The organism is Rhodococcus sp. IEGM 1241 (genome assembly GCF_033142365.1).
In the GTDB taxonomy this organism is placed as follows: domain Bacteria; phylum Actinomycetota; class Actinomycetes; order Mycobacteriales; family Mycobacteriaceae; genus Rhodococcus_F; species Rhodococcus_F erythropolis.
Map to the genome: position 1 here is coordinate 727,430 of NZ_JAWLSE010000002.1, position 15,753 is coordinate 743,182.

Annotated in this window: 13 protein-coding genes and 1 pseudogene; 10 read left to right on the plus strand and 4 right to left on the minus strand. The window is 64.1% G+C overall.

Translation table 11 applies throughout. The annotated features are described in order from the left end of the window. Positions 1–6: 6 nt before the first annotated feature. The 4 genes from R4P70_RS13075 to R4P70_RS13090 are packed head-to-tail and all read left to right on the plus strand — an operon-like array spanning position 7 to position 3,731. Positions 7–1,377: an NtaA/DmoA family FMN-dependent monooxygenase gene (locus R4P70_RS13075; protein WP_020906676.1), complete on the plus strand. Its 1,371-nt coding sequence runs from the start codon at positions 7–9 to the stop codon at positions 1,375–1,377. Continuing rightward, positions 1,374–2,198, plus strand: coding sequence for a DUF1684 domain-containing protein (locus R4P70_RS13080; RefSeq protein WP_046378159.1), 825 nt, complete (start codon positions 1,374–1,376; stop codon positions 2,196–2,198). Before R4P70_RS13075 ends, R4P70_RS13080 begins: the two co-directional genes overlap by 4 nt. Continuing rightward, positions 2,195–3,337 (plus strand): LLM class flavin-dependent oxidoreductase, encoded by a 1,143-nt coding sequence (locus R4P70_RS13085; RefSeq protein ID WP_317830905.1) that lies wholly within the window; start codon positions 2,195–2,197, stop codon positions 3,335–3,337. Before R4P70_RS13080 ends, R4P70_RS13085 begins: the two co-directional genes overlap by 4 nt. A gap of 28 nt (positions 3,338–3,365) precedes the next feature. Further along, on the plus strand, positions 3,366–3,731 hold the full coding sequence (locus R4P70_RS13090) for a nucleoside deaminase (RefSeq protein ID WP_317830906.1): 366 nt from the start codon (positions 3,366–3,368) through the stop codon (positions 3,729–3,731). A 30-nt stretch (positions 3,732–3,761) separates the two neighbouring features. Here the strand turns inward: R4P70_RS13090 and R4P70_RS13095 are convergent. Beyond that, positions 3,762–4,704 (minus strand): annotated as a pseudogene (locus R4P70_RS13095) (alpha/beta hydrolase). A gap of 115 nt (positions 4,705–4,819) precedes the next feature. Here R4P70_RS13095 and R4P70_RS13100 point away from each other — a divergent pair. The 6 genes from R4P70_RS13100 (at position 4,820) to R4P70_RS13125 (ending at position 10,893) form a co-directional block, all read left to right on the plus strand. Continuing rightward, positions 4,820–5,527, plus strand: coding sequence for a hypothetical protein (locus R4P70_RS13100; RefSeq protein ID WP_019749508.1), 708 nt, complete (start codon positions 4,820–4,822; stop codon positions 5,525–5,527). Further along, the gene (locus tag R4P70_RS13105) at positions 5,527–6,000 is read left to right on the plus strand and encodes an RDD family protein (protein ID WP_019749509.1); all 474 of its coding nucleotides are present in this window, start codon (positions 5,527–5,529) and stop codon (positions 5,998–6,000) included. The genes R4P70_RS13100 and R4P70_RS13105 overlap by 1 nt, the downstream gene beginning before the upstream one ends. After that, a complete protein-coding gene (locus R4P70_RS13110; protein WP_019749510.1) occupies positions 5,997–6,344 on the plus strand; it encodes a YidH family protein in 348 nt (115 codons plus the stop codon). The genes R4P70_RS13105 and R4P70_RS13110 overlap by 4 nt, the downstream gene beginning before the upstream one ends. A 108-nt stretch (positions 6,345–6,452) precedes the next feature. After that, on the plus strand, positions 6,453–7,466 hold the full coding sequence (gene fgd, locus R4P70_RS13115; protein ID WP_003944371.1) for a glucose-6-phosphate dehydrogenase (coenzyme-F420): 1,014 nt from the start codon (positions 6,453–6,455) through the stop codon (positions 7,464–7,466). Positions 7,467–7,612: 146 nt separating this feature from the next. Beyond that, positions 7,613–9,691, plus strand: coding sequence for a phosphate acetyltransferase (gene pta / locus R4P70_RS13120; protein WP_003944313.1), 2,079 nt, complete (start codon positions 7,613–7,615; stop codon positions 9,689–9,691). A 2-nt stretch (positions 9,692–9,693) separates the two neighbouring features. Then, complete coding sequence (locus R4P70_RS13125) at positions 9,694–10,893, plus strand: acetate kinase (protein ID WP_019749511.1); 1,200 nt, start codon at positions 9,694–9,696, stop codon at positions 10,891–10,893. Between the two features lie 15 nt (positions 10,894–10,908). Here R4P70_RS13125 and R4P70_RS13130 read toward each other — a convergent pair whose 3' ends face one another. The 3 genes from R4P70_RS13130 to R4P70_RS13140 are packed head-to-tail and all read right to left on the minus strand — an operon-like array spanning position 10,909 to position 15,669. Then, positions 10,909–13,299, minus strand: a complete 2,391-nt coding sequence (locus R4P70_RS13130) for a serine/threonine-protein kinase (RefSeq protein ID WP_317830907.1) — start codon at positions 13,297–13,299, stop codon at positions 10,909–10,911. A gap of 7 nt (positions 13,300–13,306) precedes the next feature. Then, positions 13,307–14,293 (minus strand): glutamate ABC transporter substrate-binding protein, encoded by a 987-nt coding sequence (locus R4P70_RS13135; RefSeq protein ID WP_317830955.1) that lies wholly within the window; start codon positions 14,291–14,293, stop codon positions 13,307–13,309. Between the two features lie 14 nt (positions 14,294–14,307). Then, positions 14,308–15,669: a hypothetical protein gene (locus R4P70_RS13140; RefSeq protein WP_269578095.1), complete on the minus strand. Its 1,362-nt coding sequence runs from the start codon at positions 15,667–15,669 to the stop codon at positions 14,308–14,310. Positions 15,670–15,753 lie beyond the last annotated feature (84 nt).

Below are 15,753 nucleotides of genomic sequence, written 5' to 3' on the forward strand. Positions count from 1 at the left end.
ACACCGATGACACAGAACAGGATTCGCAAGCAAGTTCACCTGGGTGCTCACTTCCCCGGCGTGAACAACACCACGGTGTGGACCGATCCGGCGTCCAAGAGCCAGATCGAGTTCAGCTCGTTCGAGCATCTCGCCCGCAGTGCCGAACGCGGATTGTTCGACTTCTTCTTCCTCGCAGAGGGTTTGCGCCTGCGCGAGCATCAGGGCAAGATTCACGACCTCGACGTGGTCGGTCGCCCGGACACGTTCAGTATTCTCAACGCGGTTGCCGGTGTGACAACGCATCTCGGCCTGGCCGGGACGATCAACACCACGTTCAACGAGCCATACGAGTTGGCCAAGCAGTTCTCGACGCTCGATCATCTCTCCGACGGCCGCGCCGCGTGGAACCTGGTCACCTCTTCGGATGCCTTTACCGGTGAGAACTTCCGCCGCGGTGGGTATCTGGAGCATTCCGAGCGGTACGCACGCGCAAACGAGTTGGTCGACGCAGTACGGACTCTGTGGGACAGTTGGAGCATCGATCGTCCGATCGTCGACCGTGAGCGCGGCGTTTTTGCCACCGACCAGCAGGTCGGTCAGTTCCAACACTCCGGTAAGCAGTTCGACATCACCGGACGCTTCGAGGTACCTCGGAGTCCCCAAGGACACCCAGTCCTGCTGCAGGCAGGTGACTCCGACGAAGGACGCGAGTTCGGCGCCGCCAAGGCAGACGCCATCTTCACCGGGCACGGAACGCTCGAAGCAGGCAAGGCCTTCTACGCCGACGTGAAGGGACGCTTGGCCAAGTACGGACGCACGCACGCAGACCTCAAGATTCTCCCCGCCGCCACCTTCGTGCTCGGTGACAACGCCGCGGACGCACAGGAGAAGGCGTATCACATCCGGCGGCAGCAGGTCGGACCCCAGACTGCCATCGCTTTTCTCGAACAAGTCTGGGGCAGAGACCTTTCCCAGTACGACGCCGACGGCCCGTTGCCGAAGGAAGATCCGTCGGACGACGTCAACATCACCCGCGGACGCGTCCGCCACGTCAAGGATCCGCGAGCGGTCGCAGATCAGTGGCGTGCCAAGGCCGAGGCCGAAAACCTCAGCATCCGTGAACTCATCATCGAAGTGACTGCCCGCCAACAGTTCGTGGGTAGTGCAGCGGAGGTGGCTGCCGAGATCGACACCTACGTCCAGGGCGACGCGAGCGACGGATTCATTCTCGTTCCCCACATCACCCCCGCGGGCCTCGACGAGTTCATCGACACCGTCGTACCAGAACTACAGGACCGCGGCAGTTTCCGGACCGAATACTCAGGAACCACCCTGCGCAGCCATCTCGGGCTGCGCCACCCGTACGAGCAGGCTGAAGGAGTCCGCGCATCATGACCGTTACCGACACTTCCACCAGCACCTTCACCGGCGAGTGGAATGCCTGGCATGCCTCGCGCGACGCCACCTTCAGCGAACCGCTCGGCTGGCTGAGCCTGACTGCGTTGCATTGGCTGGTTGACACCGATTCCACCTTCACGGACCTGCCCGGTGCGTGGCGCGCCGACGCGAATGCCGTTGTCGTCACCGCGACGCCGGCCGACGACCTCTCGATCGACGGCGTCGCAGTGGACGGTTCACTCACTCTGAATCCGATCGAGGGGGCGCCGGGACTGATCGTCAAGCAGGGCGCGCGGTTGGTCGAGGTCATCCGCCGCACCGGCGAGGTAGCTCTGCGGATCCACGATTCGTCGGCCCCGGCATTGGCGCAGTTCAGTGGTATCCCGACCTTCGAGCCGAACCCGCAGTGGCGCATCGAGGGTGTCTTCACAGCTTTCGAGGAGGCTCGCACGGTGACGACGGGTGCGGTCGTCGAGCGCCTCGAGCATCATCACGACGCCCGCGGAACCATCAGCTTCGAACACGATGGTGCAACGCATACGCTGATTGCGTTCGCGGGCAAGGACAACGGCTTTCACATCCTGTTCACCGACGCGACCAGTGGTGTATCCACCTACCCGGCCGCACGCTCGCTGCACGTGAGCGCACCGGAGCCCGGTGGTGCGGTAGCCCTCGATTTCAATCGGGCGTCGAACCTGCCCTGCGCCTTCACCGATTACGCGACGTGCCCCGTCGCCCCCGCCGAGAATCGTTTGCCGTTCGCGGTGGAAGCCGGCGAGAAGACACCGAAGACCCGCGACGGAAGCGCACCGAGGTGAGCGCGCCCCTGTCCGTACTCGACCTCTCTCCGATCAGTGAGGGTGAAACGGCCCGCCAGGCCTTGCGGAACTCGCTGGACCTCGCTCGTTCTGCCGAAGCGTGGGGATACAAGAGGTACTGGGTCGCCGAACACCACTTCGTCGGCGTAGCCAGCTCGTCACCGGCCGTTCTGGTCGGACTGATTGCGGCCGCGACCAACACCATTCGCGTCGGCTCGGCCGCCGTGCTGCTGGGCAACAACACGGCAGCTCAAGTGGTCGAGGCCTTCGGTACCGTCGAAGCGTTGTATCCGGGTCGTATCGATCTCGGTATCGGGCGCAGCGGACAGCGTCGGGTGGAGGCACTTCGTGCCGTCGCTGCCGGAACGCCCGCCCCGGCAGAATCGAAGCGGGAGACCGTCGTACGCGACGGCGTCGTGATCCCGGCGCCCTTCGATCCAACCGGTCTTCTCACGTCACCGAGATTGCAGGCGTCGTTCGAGGCATTGGCGTTTCCGGGCTCACAGGCGCCCGATTTCGAGCAGCAGGTCGACGACATACTCTCGCTCCTGAACGGCACCCACCGCACCCGCGACGGCATCGAATTGCACGCCAGTCCCGGTGAGGACGCCGACGTCGAATTGTGGGTTTTCGGAAGCAGCGCAGGCCCCAGTGCCGAACTCGCCGGACGACTCGGATTGCCGTTCGGCGCGAATTACCATGTGGCGCCCTCGAGTACGCTTGATGCCGTCGAGGCATACCGTGCAGCATTCCGGCCGTCGGCAGTTCTGTCGGAGCCGTATGTCGTCGTCTCCGCGGATGTTGTTGCCGCAGAGGACGATGCGACGGCGAGAGAGTTGGCGTCGACGTTCGCGCACTGGACACACAGCATTCGCAGCGGGCACGGCGCCATCCCGTACCCCGATCCGGCCACAGCGCTCCCACTTTCCGATGCCGACAAAGCAGTAGTGGAGGATCGGCTGATCACGCAGTTCGTCGGTTCACCCACCACCGTCGCCGACAGGCTCGACAGTTTGCAGAAGCTCACCGGAGCGGACGAATTGGTGATCACCGGGGTGACCCATCGGCACGAGGATCGCCTGCGCTCGTACGAGCTGCTTGCCAAGGAATGGGGACTACCCGCACTACTGGCAGCATGAGCTTGCCTTTGTCCATTAGTGTCGAGTGATGTTTTCGCCCCGAGATGCGCTTTCGCTTGCTCTTGACGTAGCGAGTGAGGGCATGGAACTCGGGGAGATGCCGATCGGGGCAGTCGTGTTCGACGACGACCGTGTGCTCGGGCGGGCGTATACGCAAGAACGGGCACTCGGCCGACGGGTAGTCCATGCGGACCTTCAAGCGCTCTTGCAGGCCGACGAGGCTCTCGGGTTCACTCGAGCGTCAGGAGAATTGACATTGGCGGTCAATCTCGAACCATGCCTGATGTGCATGGGTGCCGCGATCACACTCGGCGTGTCCCGGGTGTGGTTCGCTGAATACGCCACTGGCACCGGCCCCGCCGGGATGCGGGACTGGGCGCGCAGTCTCACCTGACGCCATGGCTTGAAAGGCGGGCCGTGAGGCTCACGCCCCGATCGCGCCCGCGATCATCGGCCACGACGCACGCATGTCGGCTTCGAAGAGTCCCCAGGTGTGGGTGCCTTCAGGCCGGAAGCTGAACGTCGCGGGAATGCCGAGCTGACCGAATCGACCCTGTAGGGCAGCGGTGCACATGTTGGTGATGCCTTCGAGCACAGCGCCGGGAACGACTCCGGCAGCCATCGCCAGTGAGTTGATTCCGTCCACCGGACCGGGAAGGCCGTTGCCGGTGGAGATGAACAGCGCTGTGCCGCGCAGTTTCTCGGCATTGATCAGCGGGTCGTGAGCAGCCCACTGCGGGCTACCCCACGGCCCCCACATGTTGGCCGCGTTTCCTCCGCCGAGTATCTCGACCATCGAGCGCACCGCAGCCTGGCCGAGCGGGTCGCCGGCGCGCGGGCAGCCGCTGTACGAGCCGACGGCGCGGTAGGTGCCCGGCGACTGGATCGCGAGGTCCAGAACCGGTCCACCGGCCATCGACACGCCGCCGAGTGCGTTGACGCCGGTCGTGTTGTATCGAGCGTTGACCGCTGCCGGTAGTTCCTTGGTGAGGTACGTCTGCCATTTGTTGCGGCCGAGCACCGGATCGTCGGCGTTCCAGTCGGTGTACATGCTGAACTTGCCGCCGACCGGCATGACCACGTTGACGTGCTTGTCGTCGAAGAAGTCACGAACTCCGGTGTTGTTGAACCACGAGATTCCGTCCTCACCGCCGCCGACGCCGGTCAACAGGTAGAAGGTAGGGGCGGGGCCACCGCCGGCCGGGGAAATCACGTCGTTGGCGATCCAGCGGTCCCATGGAGGGGGAGTAGACATCGATGCGGCTGACCACTGAATCCGCGCTCGCGGTCGGCGCGCTGAGCCCGAGAAAGCCGGCAGCCATGGCCACCGCCATCGTCAATCGGACCGTGAATCGACGTGCCTTCATTATTTCCCCCTGGCGCAAGCCGGACAGCGTATTTGTGCCTACCAACAGTGGCACAATGCGAAGGAGAGTGACGAATGTCCGGATAACAGTCCGGTAAGAAGATGGAGACAATTGCGTGGGATCGCAGTCGCATCACCCCGAATCCGACGTGATTCGGCTGGCCTTCGGGCTGGCCGCGATCACGGCTGGTGCGGCGCGCAGAACCGCTGGTCTCGCCATTGATTCGGTGCAGCGGATCCCCGTTGTCGGTGACGCACTCGACGACGCGATCACCCAGGTCGCCACCCGCGGCACGGAAGCGATTCGCTCGACAGCGGAATTTGCCGATTCCACGTTGAGAACGGTGATCAAAGCTGTCGTCGACGCTGCTCTTGCCGAAGTCGACATCACGAAGATCGTCGTGGACCACGTGGACATCGACAAGATCGCCGAGAACATCGACGTGGACAAGATTGCCGAACGGGTCTCGCTCGAACCGATCATCGATCGCGTCGACGTCGATGCGATCGCGAGCCGACTCGACGTCAAAGCAGTGATCGATCGCCTCGACCTCGACGGCATCGTCGACAGCGTCGACCTCGAGCGCCAGATCGACCGCGTCGACCTCCTCAAGATCGCCGACCAGGTCATCGAGGGTGTCGACCTCCCACAGATGATTCGTGAATCGACCGGTTCACTCTCCACCGAAGCCGTGCACGGGGCGCGCGTGCAGGGGATGCAGGCGGACGACGCTGTCGCCGGGTTCGTCGGACGATTGTTCGGCCGCGACAACGCACCACCCTCACACGAGCCGCATCCGGACACGAACGCAGGTGAACGCTAGTGGCCCAGGAGAATTCCGGCCCGGCCGGAATCGTCACCCGTGGCCTCGCCGGACTGATCGACCTGGGCGTCGTGCTGATCCTGATGGGTTCCGTGTACGTGGCCTTGGCCTTTGTTCGATTGCTCTTCTCGCCGCAGAGTTTCACGTTCTCGGAACCGGGAATCTTCCTGTCCACGACGGCATTTCTCGGCGTCTCGGTGGCCTACCTGACTGCCTGCTGGGCGACCACCGGTCGAACTGTCGGCTCCCTCGTGATGGGGCTGCGGGTGATCACGTCGGGTCACCGGTTGGTCCGTTGGCCGCTCGCCTTCATCCGTGCGGTGCTCTGTGTGCTCTTCGCCTTCGGATTGCTGTGGTCGGCGGTCGATCGGCGGCGACGATCGTTGCAGGACATCGTTCTGCGCACCGAGGTCGTCTACGACTGGCGTCAGGACCCGGATCTGGTGGCACCCCACGGAGGCGAGCACGCATGAGTGAACCGAACCGCCCGGACGAGCGATTCACCCTTGCCAGCGAGCGCACCTTCCTCGCGTGGATGCGTAGCTCGCTTGCCCTGCTGGCGGGCGGCATTGCCGTCGTCCAGTTGGTCCCCGAGTGGAGTACAGGGTGGGTTCGTACGGCGCTCGGTCTGACATTGATCGCACTCTCGGCAGCAGCCGCCCTTGTCGGTATGCGACGCTGGCTACAGGTGAAGAAGGCGCTCGAGGACGGAGCGGCGATGCCGGAACCGCATGCGCTGTGGCTGTTCGCACTGGCATTGGCCGGGGTTGCCGTCGCGGCCGGCGTGGCAACGGTGGTTACCAGCCTCGCTCGCTGAGATACCTCGCTGAGATACGCAGAGAAGTCCGAGCGGTGTCTGGATAGTCTGCAAAGAACGAGAAGCACGTCAGAGAAGTAAACGAAACAGACGACAAGGGAGTGCACGGTGGCGCAGGAACTCAAGCTCGGATACAAGGCATCGGCCGAGCAATTCGGCCCTCGCGAACTGGTAGAGCTGGCAGTTCTGGCAGAGCAGCACGGCATGGATTCCGTTGCGGTAAGCGATCATTTCCAGCCGTGGCGCCACAACGGTGGACACGCGCCGTTCTCGCTCGCCTGGATGACGGCCGTCGGTGAGCGCACCGAGCGCGTGCAGATCGGCACGTCCGTGATGACGCCGACGTTCCGCTACAACCCGGCGGTCATCGCTCAGGCGTTCGCGACGATGGGATGTCTCTACCCGGGGCGCATCATGCTCGGCGTCGGCAGCGGTGAGGCTCTCAACGAGATCGCCACCGGCTTCCAGGGCGAGTGGCCCGAGTTCAAGGAACGCTTCGCGCGCCTGCGTGAGTCGGTGCGGCTGATGCGTGAGCTGTGGCTGGGCGATCGTGTCGACTTCGAAGGCGAGTACTTCACCACTCGTGGCGCGTCGATCTACGACGTCCCCGAGGGTGGGATTCCCGTGTACATCGCGGCCGGTGGACCCGTTGTCGCCCGGTACGCGGGACGTGCCGGTGACGGCTTCATCTGCACCTCCGGCAAGGGCATGGAGCTCTACACCGAGAAGTTGCTTCCGGCGGTTGCCGAGGGCGCAGCCAAGGCCGAGCGCGACGTCGCCGACATCGACAAGATGATCGAGATCAAGATCAGCTACGACACCGACCCGGAGGCTGCACTCGAGAACACGCGTTTCTGGGCGCCGCTGTCCCTGACGCCGGAGCAGAAGCACAGCATCGAGGATCCGATCGAAATGGAAGCAGCTGCCGACGCTCTGCCCATCGAGCAGGTGGCCAAGCGCTGGATCGTCGCTTCCGATCCCGACGACGCCGTCGAGCAGGTCAAGGCCTACGTCGACGCCGGTCTCAATCACCTGGTGTTCCACGCACCGGGCCACGATCAGCGCCGCTTCCTCGAACTGTTCGAGCGTGACCTCGCGCCCCGCCTGCGTGCTCTTGGCTGATCCTCGAGATCAACTGAACGGTGTCTGCCACTCGACGTGTGGCAGGCACCGTTCGTCTTTCTCGTAGCGGCCGGTTGTCGGCTGCACCGTGAGCGTGACCACGATCAGTGGCAAGGTGGGCGGCGGCCCACACTAGGCTGTTGGGCATGCCAGAAGCGCCCGCTGCCGTGTCGAGTGTCTACGTCGCCTCCCCTGAAGGTGACACCGGAAAATCCACCATCGCGCTTGGCGTGCTGCAGATGTTGTGCGCGACTGTCGCCCGGGTCGGTGTCTTCCGCCCGATCGCCCGCTCGACCGAGGAAACCGACTACATCCTCGAACTGCTGCTAGAGCACACCACTGCCGATCTCTCCTACGCCGACGCACTCGGCGTCACCTACGAGCAAGTTCACGCCGATCCGGAAGCCGCACTGGCCGACATCGTCGCGAAGTACCACACCGTGGCCGAGCAGTGCGACGCCGTCGTGATCATCGGAAGTGACTACACCGACGTCGCAAGCCCCAGCGAATTGAGCTTCAACGCCCGCATCGCTGTGAACCTGGGAGCGCCGGTCCTGTTGGCGGTTCGAGGCGCTCGGCGCAGCGTCGAGGAGGTTGCTCAGCTCGCGCACCTGTGCGCCGCCGAGTTGGCTGCCAACCACGCTCACCTGCTCGCGGTCGTCGCCAATCGCTGCGATCCCGACAAGCTCGACGAGGTCACCGCAGCCCTGTCCGACATCGGTGTTCCGACGTGGAGCCTGCCGGAGATTCCGTTGCTCGTCTCACCCACGATGGCCGAGTTGATGGAAGCCACCGGCGGCGAGTTGTACTCGGGTGACCCGGAACTGCTGCACCGTGAGGCACTGAAGGTGATGGTGGGCGGCATGACCGCCGAGCACATCCTCGAGCGTCTGGTCGAGGGCATGGTCGTCATCGCACCGGGTGACCGCTCGGACGTGCTGCTCGCGTTGCTCAATGCGCATGAGGCGGAGGGATTTCCGTCGCTCGCGGGCATCATCATGAATGGCGGGATCACGCCGCACCCGGCCATCGCGGCGTTGATGGCCGGCCTCAAACAGCGTCTTCCGATCCTCACGACAACCCTCGGCACTTTCGACACCGCAAGCGCTGCAGCCCAAACCCGCGGACGCGTGGCAGTCGGTTCGCAGCGAAAGGTCGACACTGCGCTGAGCTTGATGGAACAGCGCGTCGACGCCGACGTCCTGATGGACCGACTGGCACTGCCGATTCCGTCGGTCGTGACCCCACAGATGTTCGAGTACAAGCTCATCGACCGCGCTCGACGCGATCGCAAGCACATCGTCCTCCCGGAGGGTGACGACGACCGGATCCTGCGCGCGGCCGGCCGGCTGCTGCAGCGCCAGGTTGCCGACCTGACGATCCTCGGCGACGAACCCAGTGTGCGTCGACGCGCAGCGGAACTCGGCGTGGACATCAGCGGCGCGCAGGTCCTCGCGCCCGCGCAGTCCGAGTACACCGAGCGCTTCGCACAGGAATACACCGCGCTGCGGGCGCACAAGGGCATGACCATCGAGCGGGCACGCGAGGTGATCGCCGACATCTCGTACTTCGGAACGATGATGGTGCACTTGGGTATTGCCGACGGCATGGTCTCCGGTGCCGCCCACACCACCGCTCACACGATCCGGCCCTCGTTCGAGATCATCAAGACGGCCCCCGGAGTTTCGACGGTTTCGAGCATCTTCCTGATGTGCCTGGCCGACCGCGTTCTCTCCTACGGTGACTGCGCCGTGGTTCCGGACCCGACGTCGGAGCAGTTGGCGGACATCGCGATCTCGTCCGCACAGACGGCGTCGCAGTTCGGTATCGATCCGCGCATTGCGATGCTCTCGTACTCCACCGGCGATTCGGGCAGTGGAGCCGACGTCGACAAGGTTCGCACCGCGACCGCGTTGGTGCGCGAGCGCCGACCAGACCTATTGGTGGAAGGGCCCATTCAGTACGACGCGGCCGTCGAGCAGAGTGTCGCTGACAAGAAGATGCCGGATTCTCTGGTGGCGGGCAAGGCCACGGTGTTCGTATTCCCGGACTTGAACACCGGCAACAACACCTACAAGGCAGTGCAGCGTAGCGCCGGCGCTATCGCCGTCGGCCCGGTTCTGCAGGGACTGAACAAGCCGGTCAACGATCTCTCGCGTGGAGCGTTGGTCCAGGACATCGTCAACACCGTGGCTATCACGGCAATACAGGCACAGGGAGCGTAAGCGTGAGCGACGGCACCGTACTGGTCATCAATTCCGGCTCGTCATCGATCAAATTTCAACTCGTGCATCCGGATACAGCGGAATCGGTAGCGCACGGCCTCATCGAGCGTATCGGTGAACCCGACGGCCACATCGTCTACAACCACCGCACCGGAGTCGAGGACCGCAGCCTCCCCATCGCCGATCACCGTGCGGGACTGAAGATGGTGCTCGACATCGTCGCCGAGGTCGGACGGCCGCTGAGCGAGGCAGGAATCATCGCCGTCGGTCACCGAGTCGTGCACGGTGGTGACATCTTCTATTCGCCGACGCTCATCGACGACGGCGTCGTGAAAGCAATCGAGGATCTGTCGAACCTTGCGCCGCTGCACAATCCGGCCAACGTGATCGGTATCGAGGTGGCGCGCGAAGAACTGCCAGACGTTCCGCACGTAGCAGTGTTCGACACTGCCTTCTTTCACACGCTGCCCGCCGCAGCGTCGACCTACGCGATCGATCGGGATGTGGCCAAGGCCAACCAGATTCGTCGATACGGCTTCCACGGGACCTCACACGAATACGTGTCGGGACGAGTCGCGGACTTCCTCGGCAAGGATCCGGCCGAGCTGAATCAGATCGTTCTGCACCTCGGAAACGGCGCTTCGGCCTCGGCAATCAAGGGCGGCAAGGCTATCGACACCACGATGGGCCTCACCCCGCTCGAGGGTCTTGTCATGGGCACCCGCAGTGGCGACATCGACCCAGGCATCATCTTGCACCTCAACCGCAACTCGGGAATGAAGGTCGACGAGATCGACGACCTCCTCAACCGTCGTTCCGGTTTGAAGGGACTGTCGGGAGTCAACGATTTCCGTGCCCTGCTCGCACTGATCGAGGGCGGCGACGAAGACGCACAACTTGCCTACGACGTCTACGTACACATGCTCCGTAAGTACATCGGCGCCTTCATCGTTCAACTCGGTGGCGTCGACGTCATCACCTTCACCGGCGGTGTTGGCGAGAACAACATCGACGTACGACGTGACAGCCTGGCCGGCCTCTCCCGTCTCGGAATCGAGGTCGACCCGGCTCTCAACGAGGCGAAGAGCCGCGACGAGCGTCGTATCTCCGCATCCACGTCGGCCGTCGAGGTGCTGGTGGTCCCCACCAACGAGGAGTTGGCGATCGCCCGCGCGGCGAAGGCTTTGGTGGCCGCGCTGTAAATCTCGGGGAGCGCGTCAGAAATTGCTGCGCGGACGCACCGCGTTCGCCCGGTCCACGAGGGCGTAGCGGTGCGTGCGGGAGGTCGTGGCGCGGGCGAGGGCGCGAAGGCAGGCTTCGGCTCCGGTGCGCAGACCCTGCTCGGTGAATGGCAGGTCGAGGATGGGTTCGAGTTCGGTGTGCGAGCGGTTTCCGTAGCGAATCCAATCGAGTGCCGTACCCAACACCAGGGTTCGCATCTGCAGACTTCGGCTCTCCTCGGCCGGTAGCGCGCGAACGCGACGGGCGGCTTCCCTCAGAGTCGATTCGTCGAGTTCGGCGATCGGAACGCCGGACAGCATCGTCAGAGCGCTCGACATCCGTGCGACGTTGTAGTGCCGGGAAGACGTGGGAACTTCGTCGAGGGCGGCGATGGCTGCCTTCTTGTTGCCGTGATCGGCGAGTTGCCTGGCGAGCCCGAATGCTGCGCTGACGTAGTTCCGTTCGGTCCGCCAGACGGTGCGGTAGTACTTCTCCGAGAAGCGGCACCATTGGTCCGGGTCGTCGCTCTCCCAATGCTGGAGGATCAGTTCTGCTGTCGCCGCCAACGCGAGTTTGGGTGCAGCCTCGCCCGGCAGAGCCGTCAGGACGGTCTCGAAATGACTGAAGGCGGGCTCGAATCGGTCCAGTTGCAACGCTGCAAGCCCTCGATACCACTGGATCTTCCAGTGATCACCGATGCTCTGCTGGAGTTCGTCCAGAACACTCAGCGCGGTCTCCGGATCGCCGAGATCGAGATGAGCCTTGGCCTCGGCCAGTCGGACCTCGCCGGAGATAGCGGCCGCCGGTGTGCCGGATGTTCGGTCGATTCCGTTCTCACGGGCATGCTTGAGAGCATCGAGAGTCTGAGACGGTTCGCTGTGCACCGCTGCCGCCAGCAACGGCGCGCTGGGATCGGTGGGGTCGACCAACGGGATGGGAAGTGCGTGCGCAACTTCGCGCGGATCGAGAGCAGCGTCGTGGCTGATACCGTCGACGTACACATCGGTTGGCCCGACCAATTCGTCGGTGCCGAAAGACGTTCGCTGCCTGCTGAACACGAGCGAGAGCCCGGGATTCTCCTGCCCGGTCTGCTCCGCGAGGATTTCTCGCAGAACGCCGGTGAGTTGGCCCGCGATCTCCTCGGCCGACTGGAAACGCTTCTTCGGATCCGGATCGGTGGCGCGCAGCAGCAGGCGGTGGAAGAACTCGTTGTCCCGCAGCAGTGGCTCGTCCTCGGGTTCGGGAAGGCCGTCGAGGTACCGTCCGTGCTTCGAGGGCATGTCGAGGGTGAGAACCGCGAGTGTTCTTCCGACGGTGAAGATGTCGGAGGCGATGGTCGGGCCGGTCTCGATGATCTCCGGCGCTTGATAGCCGGCAGTGCCGTACAGGTATCCGTAGTCTTCGATCCCGGACACGGCGCCGAGGTCGATCAGCTTCAGTTGGTCCTCGGTGACCATCACGTTCTCAGGTTTGAGGTCGTTGTACGCCAGGCCGGTGGAATGCAGATAGCTCAGCGCCGGAAGGATTTCCAGTACGTAGCCGATTGCCTGCTCGATCGGCATGTGCTTGCCGTCCGGGAATTCGGCTAGCACCTCGCGCAATGATCGCCCGCCCACGTACTCCATGACGATGTACCCCATGGGTGTCCCGTCCGGGCGCGGATGCTCGACGAAGTTGAAGATCTTGACGATGCTGGGGTTGGCGACCTCGGCGAGGAACTGACGCTCGGCCACCGCAACGGCTTGCGCTTCGGAATCACCGAAATGCAAGAGTCCCTTGAGAACTACCCACCTGTCGCTGACATTGCGATCGATCGCGAGGTAGATCCATCCCAGGCCGCCGTGCGCGATGGGCCCTTGAACCTCGTATTGACCTGATACCAATTCGCCCTCTTCGAGGAGTGGGCGGAAGTCGAAAGTGGAACCGCACTTGGGGCAGGTGCCGTGCTGAGTTGCCTTGGTGCTTGCGCTCTTACGGCCGACCGGTTCGTTGCATTTCCAACAGAACCGTTTGCGCTCGGGGACCGTCGGGTCACTCATCACCGCAGATGCGGGGTCGATCTGCGGGACGGGAGGAACTTCGACCAGGCCGCCGCCGAGGCGCAGCTTTCGTCCCGACCGGCTGCGGCGGGATCGAGTGGAGCGGCCGGTCGGGGAGGAGGATGCGGACGGCGTGGTTCCTCGTATCTGGGCCGAGGTCGGTTCGAGGCGCTCGTAGGCACCGGTGGCTTCGGGTTCGGAGCGTAGGGATGCCTGCGTGGAGTCAGGCTCGCGGTGAACTGCCTGCGTGGAGTCAGGCTCGGGGCGTACGGAGGCTTGCGTGGAGTCAGGCTCGGGGCGTACGGAGGCTTGCGTGGCGTCGGGCTCGGGGCCGGATTCTTCGGTCATGTCAGCCTCAATCCCGGTAGACGGCCGGCGGGGGACCGGGTGAAGGACCGAGGACGCTGAGCCAACGGTCGTAGATACGGTTCCAGGTCCCGTCACCCCGGATCCGCTCGAGGGTTCCGTTGACGAATCGGACCAAGTCGGGGTTGTCCTTGTTCACTCCGATTCCGTAGGGTTCGACGCCCAGTGAACCACCGACCATCATGAGATACGGGTCTTGCGAGGCGAGGCCCGCGAGGATCGTGTCGTCGGTGCTGATCGCGTCCACCTGCCCCTGCTGGAGGACGACGAGGCAGTCGGACCACATCGGGACGGTGACGACGGTGGCTTCGGGTTGGAGTTGCTGGATTCGAGTGGCCGAGGTCGTTCCCCGGGCAGCGCAGACCCGCTTGCCTGCGAGGTCGTCGATGCCGCGGACGGATGACCCCTGCAAGACCTGAATTCGTTGTTCAGCGGAGAAGTACTGCGTCGAGAAGTCGACCTTCTCGCGCCGCTCGCACGTGATGGTCATGGTCTTGACGACCACGTCGACCATCGATTCCTGGAGTGCGGCGATCCGATCGTCCGACGTCAGGATTCGGTACTCGATCTTCTCCGGGTCACCGAGCAGATCTCGGGCGATTTCGCGGGCGATGTCCACGTCGAAACCCTCGAGGCGCCCGGTGGCCGGATCGCGAAAGCTCATGAGGTTGGAACCGGTGTCCAGGCCCACGATCAGCCGCCCGCGGGCGCGGATGGCGTCGAGGCTCGGCGTGGGTGGCTGCGGAGATGCGTCTGCGGGGGTGGGCCGCAGGCTCGCGGTGAGGTTGGTGCACGACGCGGTAGTCGTCGGTGTCGGGCTGGGAGCGATGGTGGCCTCGGCCGGCAGCGGCGGTTCCGTGTACGACGTGGCGCCTGCGTTGTCCAAGTCTTCGGCTCGATCCGCACCGCAACCGGCGAGCACCAGCATGGCCGCTGCCAGAACCGCGACGCACACGGCCGGGAGCTTCCTCCGCATCTCCGGTACTCCCGTCACTGATACTCCCGCAGTCGGGGCCAGAACCCGATGAAGATTCCGGCAACTCCGAGAACTGCCAATACAGTCATGCCCGGTGCAGAGGCAGCCAACACACGTGAGGCGTACGAGACGTCGGACCGAAGATTTGTGCGCGAATCCACGATTCCTTGCCAGAGTTCGTGATCGAGCTTTCCGTATTCCGCGGCCGAATCCTGTTCTCCGGAGCCGATGGTGATGGCGGCAGCGGAAGTGAAGTCGCCGGTCGCGAGACGGTCGTACATGCGCGTGTGCGCAGCCACCCATTGCTCGCGCGAATCCAGTGCGGCGGTCAGCACCTCGTTGTTCACTCGGGCGCGTTCGTCGCTGCGTAGGCCCTCGAGGATGTCGCGCAGGGCGTCGACCTTGCGAGTGAACGTCACGTTGTCCTCGGCAGTTGAATCCCGTCTCGCCAACGTGAGGGTTTCGACGGTACGTGCCTGCTGTGCCATGATCCGGGCCTCGGTCAGTTCGTGCAGTGGCTCGGCGCCCGCGTCGAGTGCACGTCCGGTGGCAAGTGCGGACACCAGTCCGACGGTGAGCAGCCACAGCAGCGCAGCCGCGACGGCGAGCGAGGCAAGGATCAACCCGAGATTGAAGCGTCGGCGACTCTTGCGGGAGAAGTACACCTGTGTTGCCACCAGCGCGCACAACACGAGGACGAATGCCACGATCGGCCACCACGGTGGAGTCTCGAAATCGCGCTGTACCTGCGAGACCAGGGTCTCCTGCGAGGCGTGCAGTTGCTGAGCCATCGGCAGCAGCGAGGTCTGCATCAACTGCGAGGCCTCGCTCAAATATGCTGCCCCGACCGGGTTTCCGACGCGATTGTTCGCCCGTGCAGTTTCGACCAGCCCGGTGTAGACGGAGAGGTCGGTCGAGATGGTGGTCAACGCGCTGTGCCCGGCAAGATCAGTCGAGTCGAGACCGGCCGACGCCTGGACGATCTCCGCCGACGCCTCACCGATCGACTGCGTGTATCGGTCGCGTACTTCGGCGGGTTCGAGGCCGCCGGAGATGAAGGCGGTGGCCGCGGCGGCGTCTGCCAAAGACAACGCGCTGTAGAGGTTCTGGGCCGAGTTGGCGAGAGGTTCGGTTTCGACGAGGAGGAGGTCGAGGTTCGCCTGTCGGTTCTCGATCGCTGCGGTGGCGAGGAGTCCGGCGATCAAGGTGATCGCAATCAAGATCACTCCGACGACGGTCAACCGGCCAGGCGTCGAGGACATGAATGCCTGGAGTTCGCGCCGCAGAAGTGCTCGCTCGTCCTCCGCCGATACCGAAGTGCCCTCGGAGGGCGGCAGCGACCGGGGTTCGATGGACGGGACGACACGGTCGACCATCGAGCACCTCACTTCGCTGTAGGCGGGCTACCGAGAAATGATGCCGCCGAGAAATGATTCAGGGCATCTTCGCGAGCATATAAG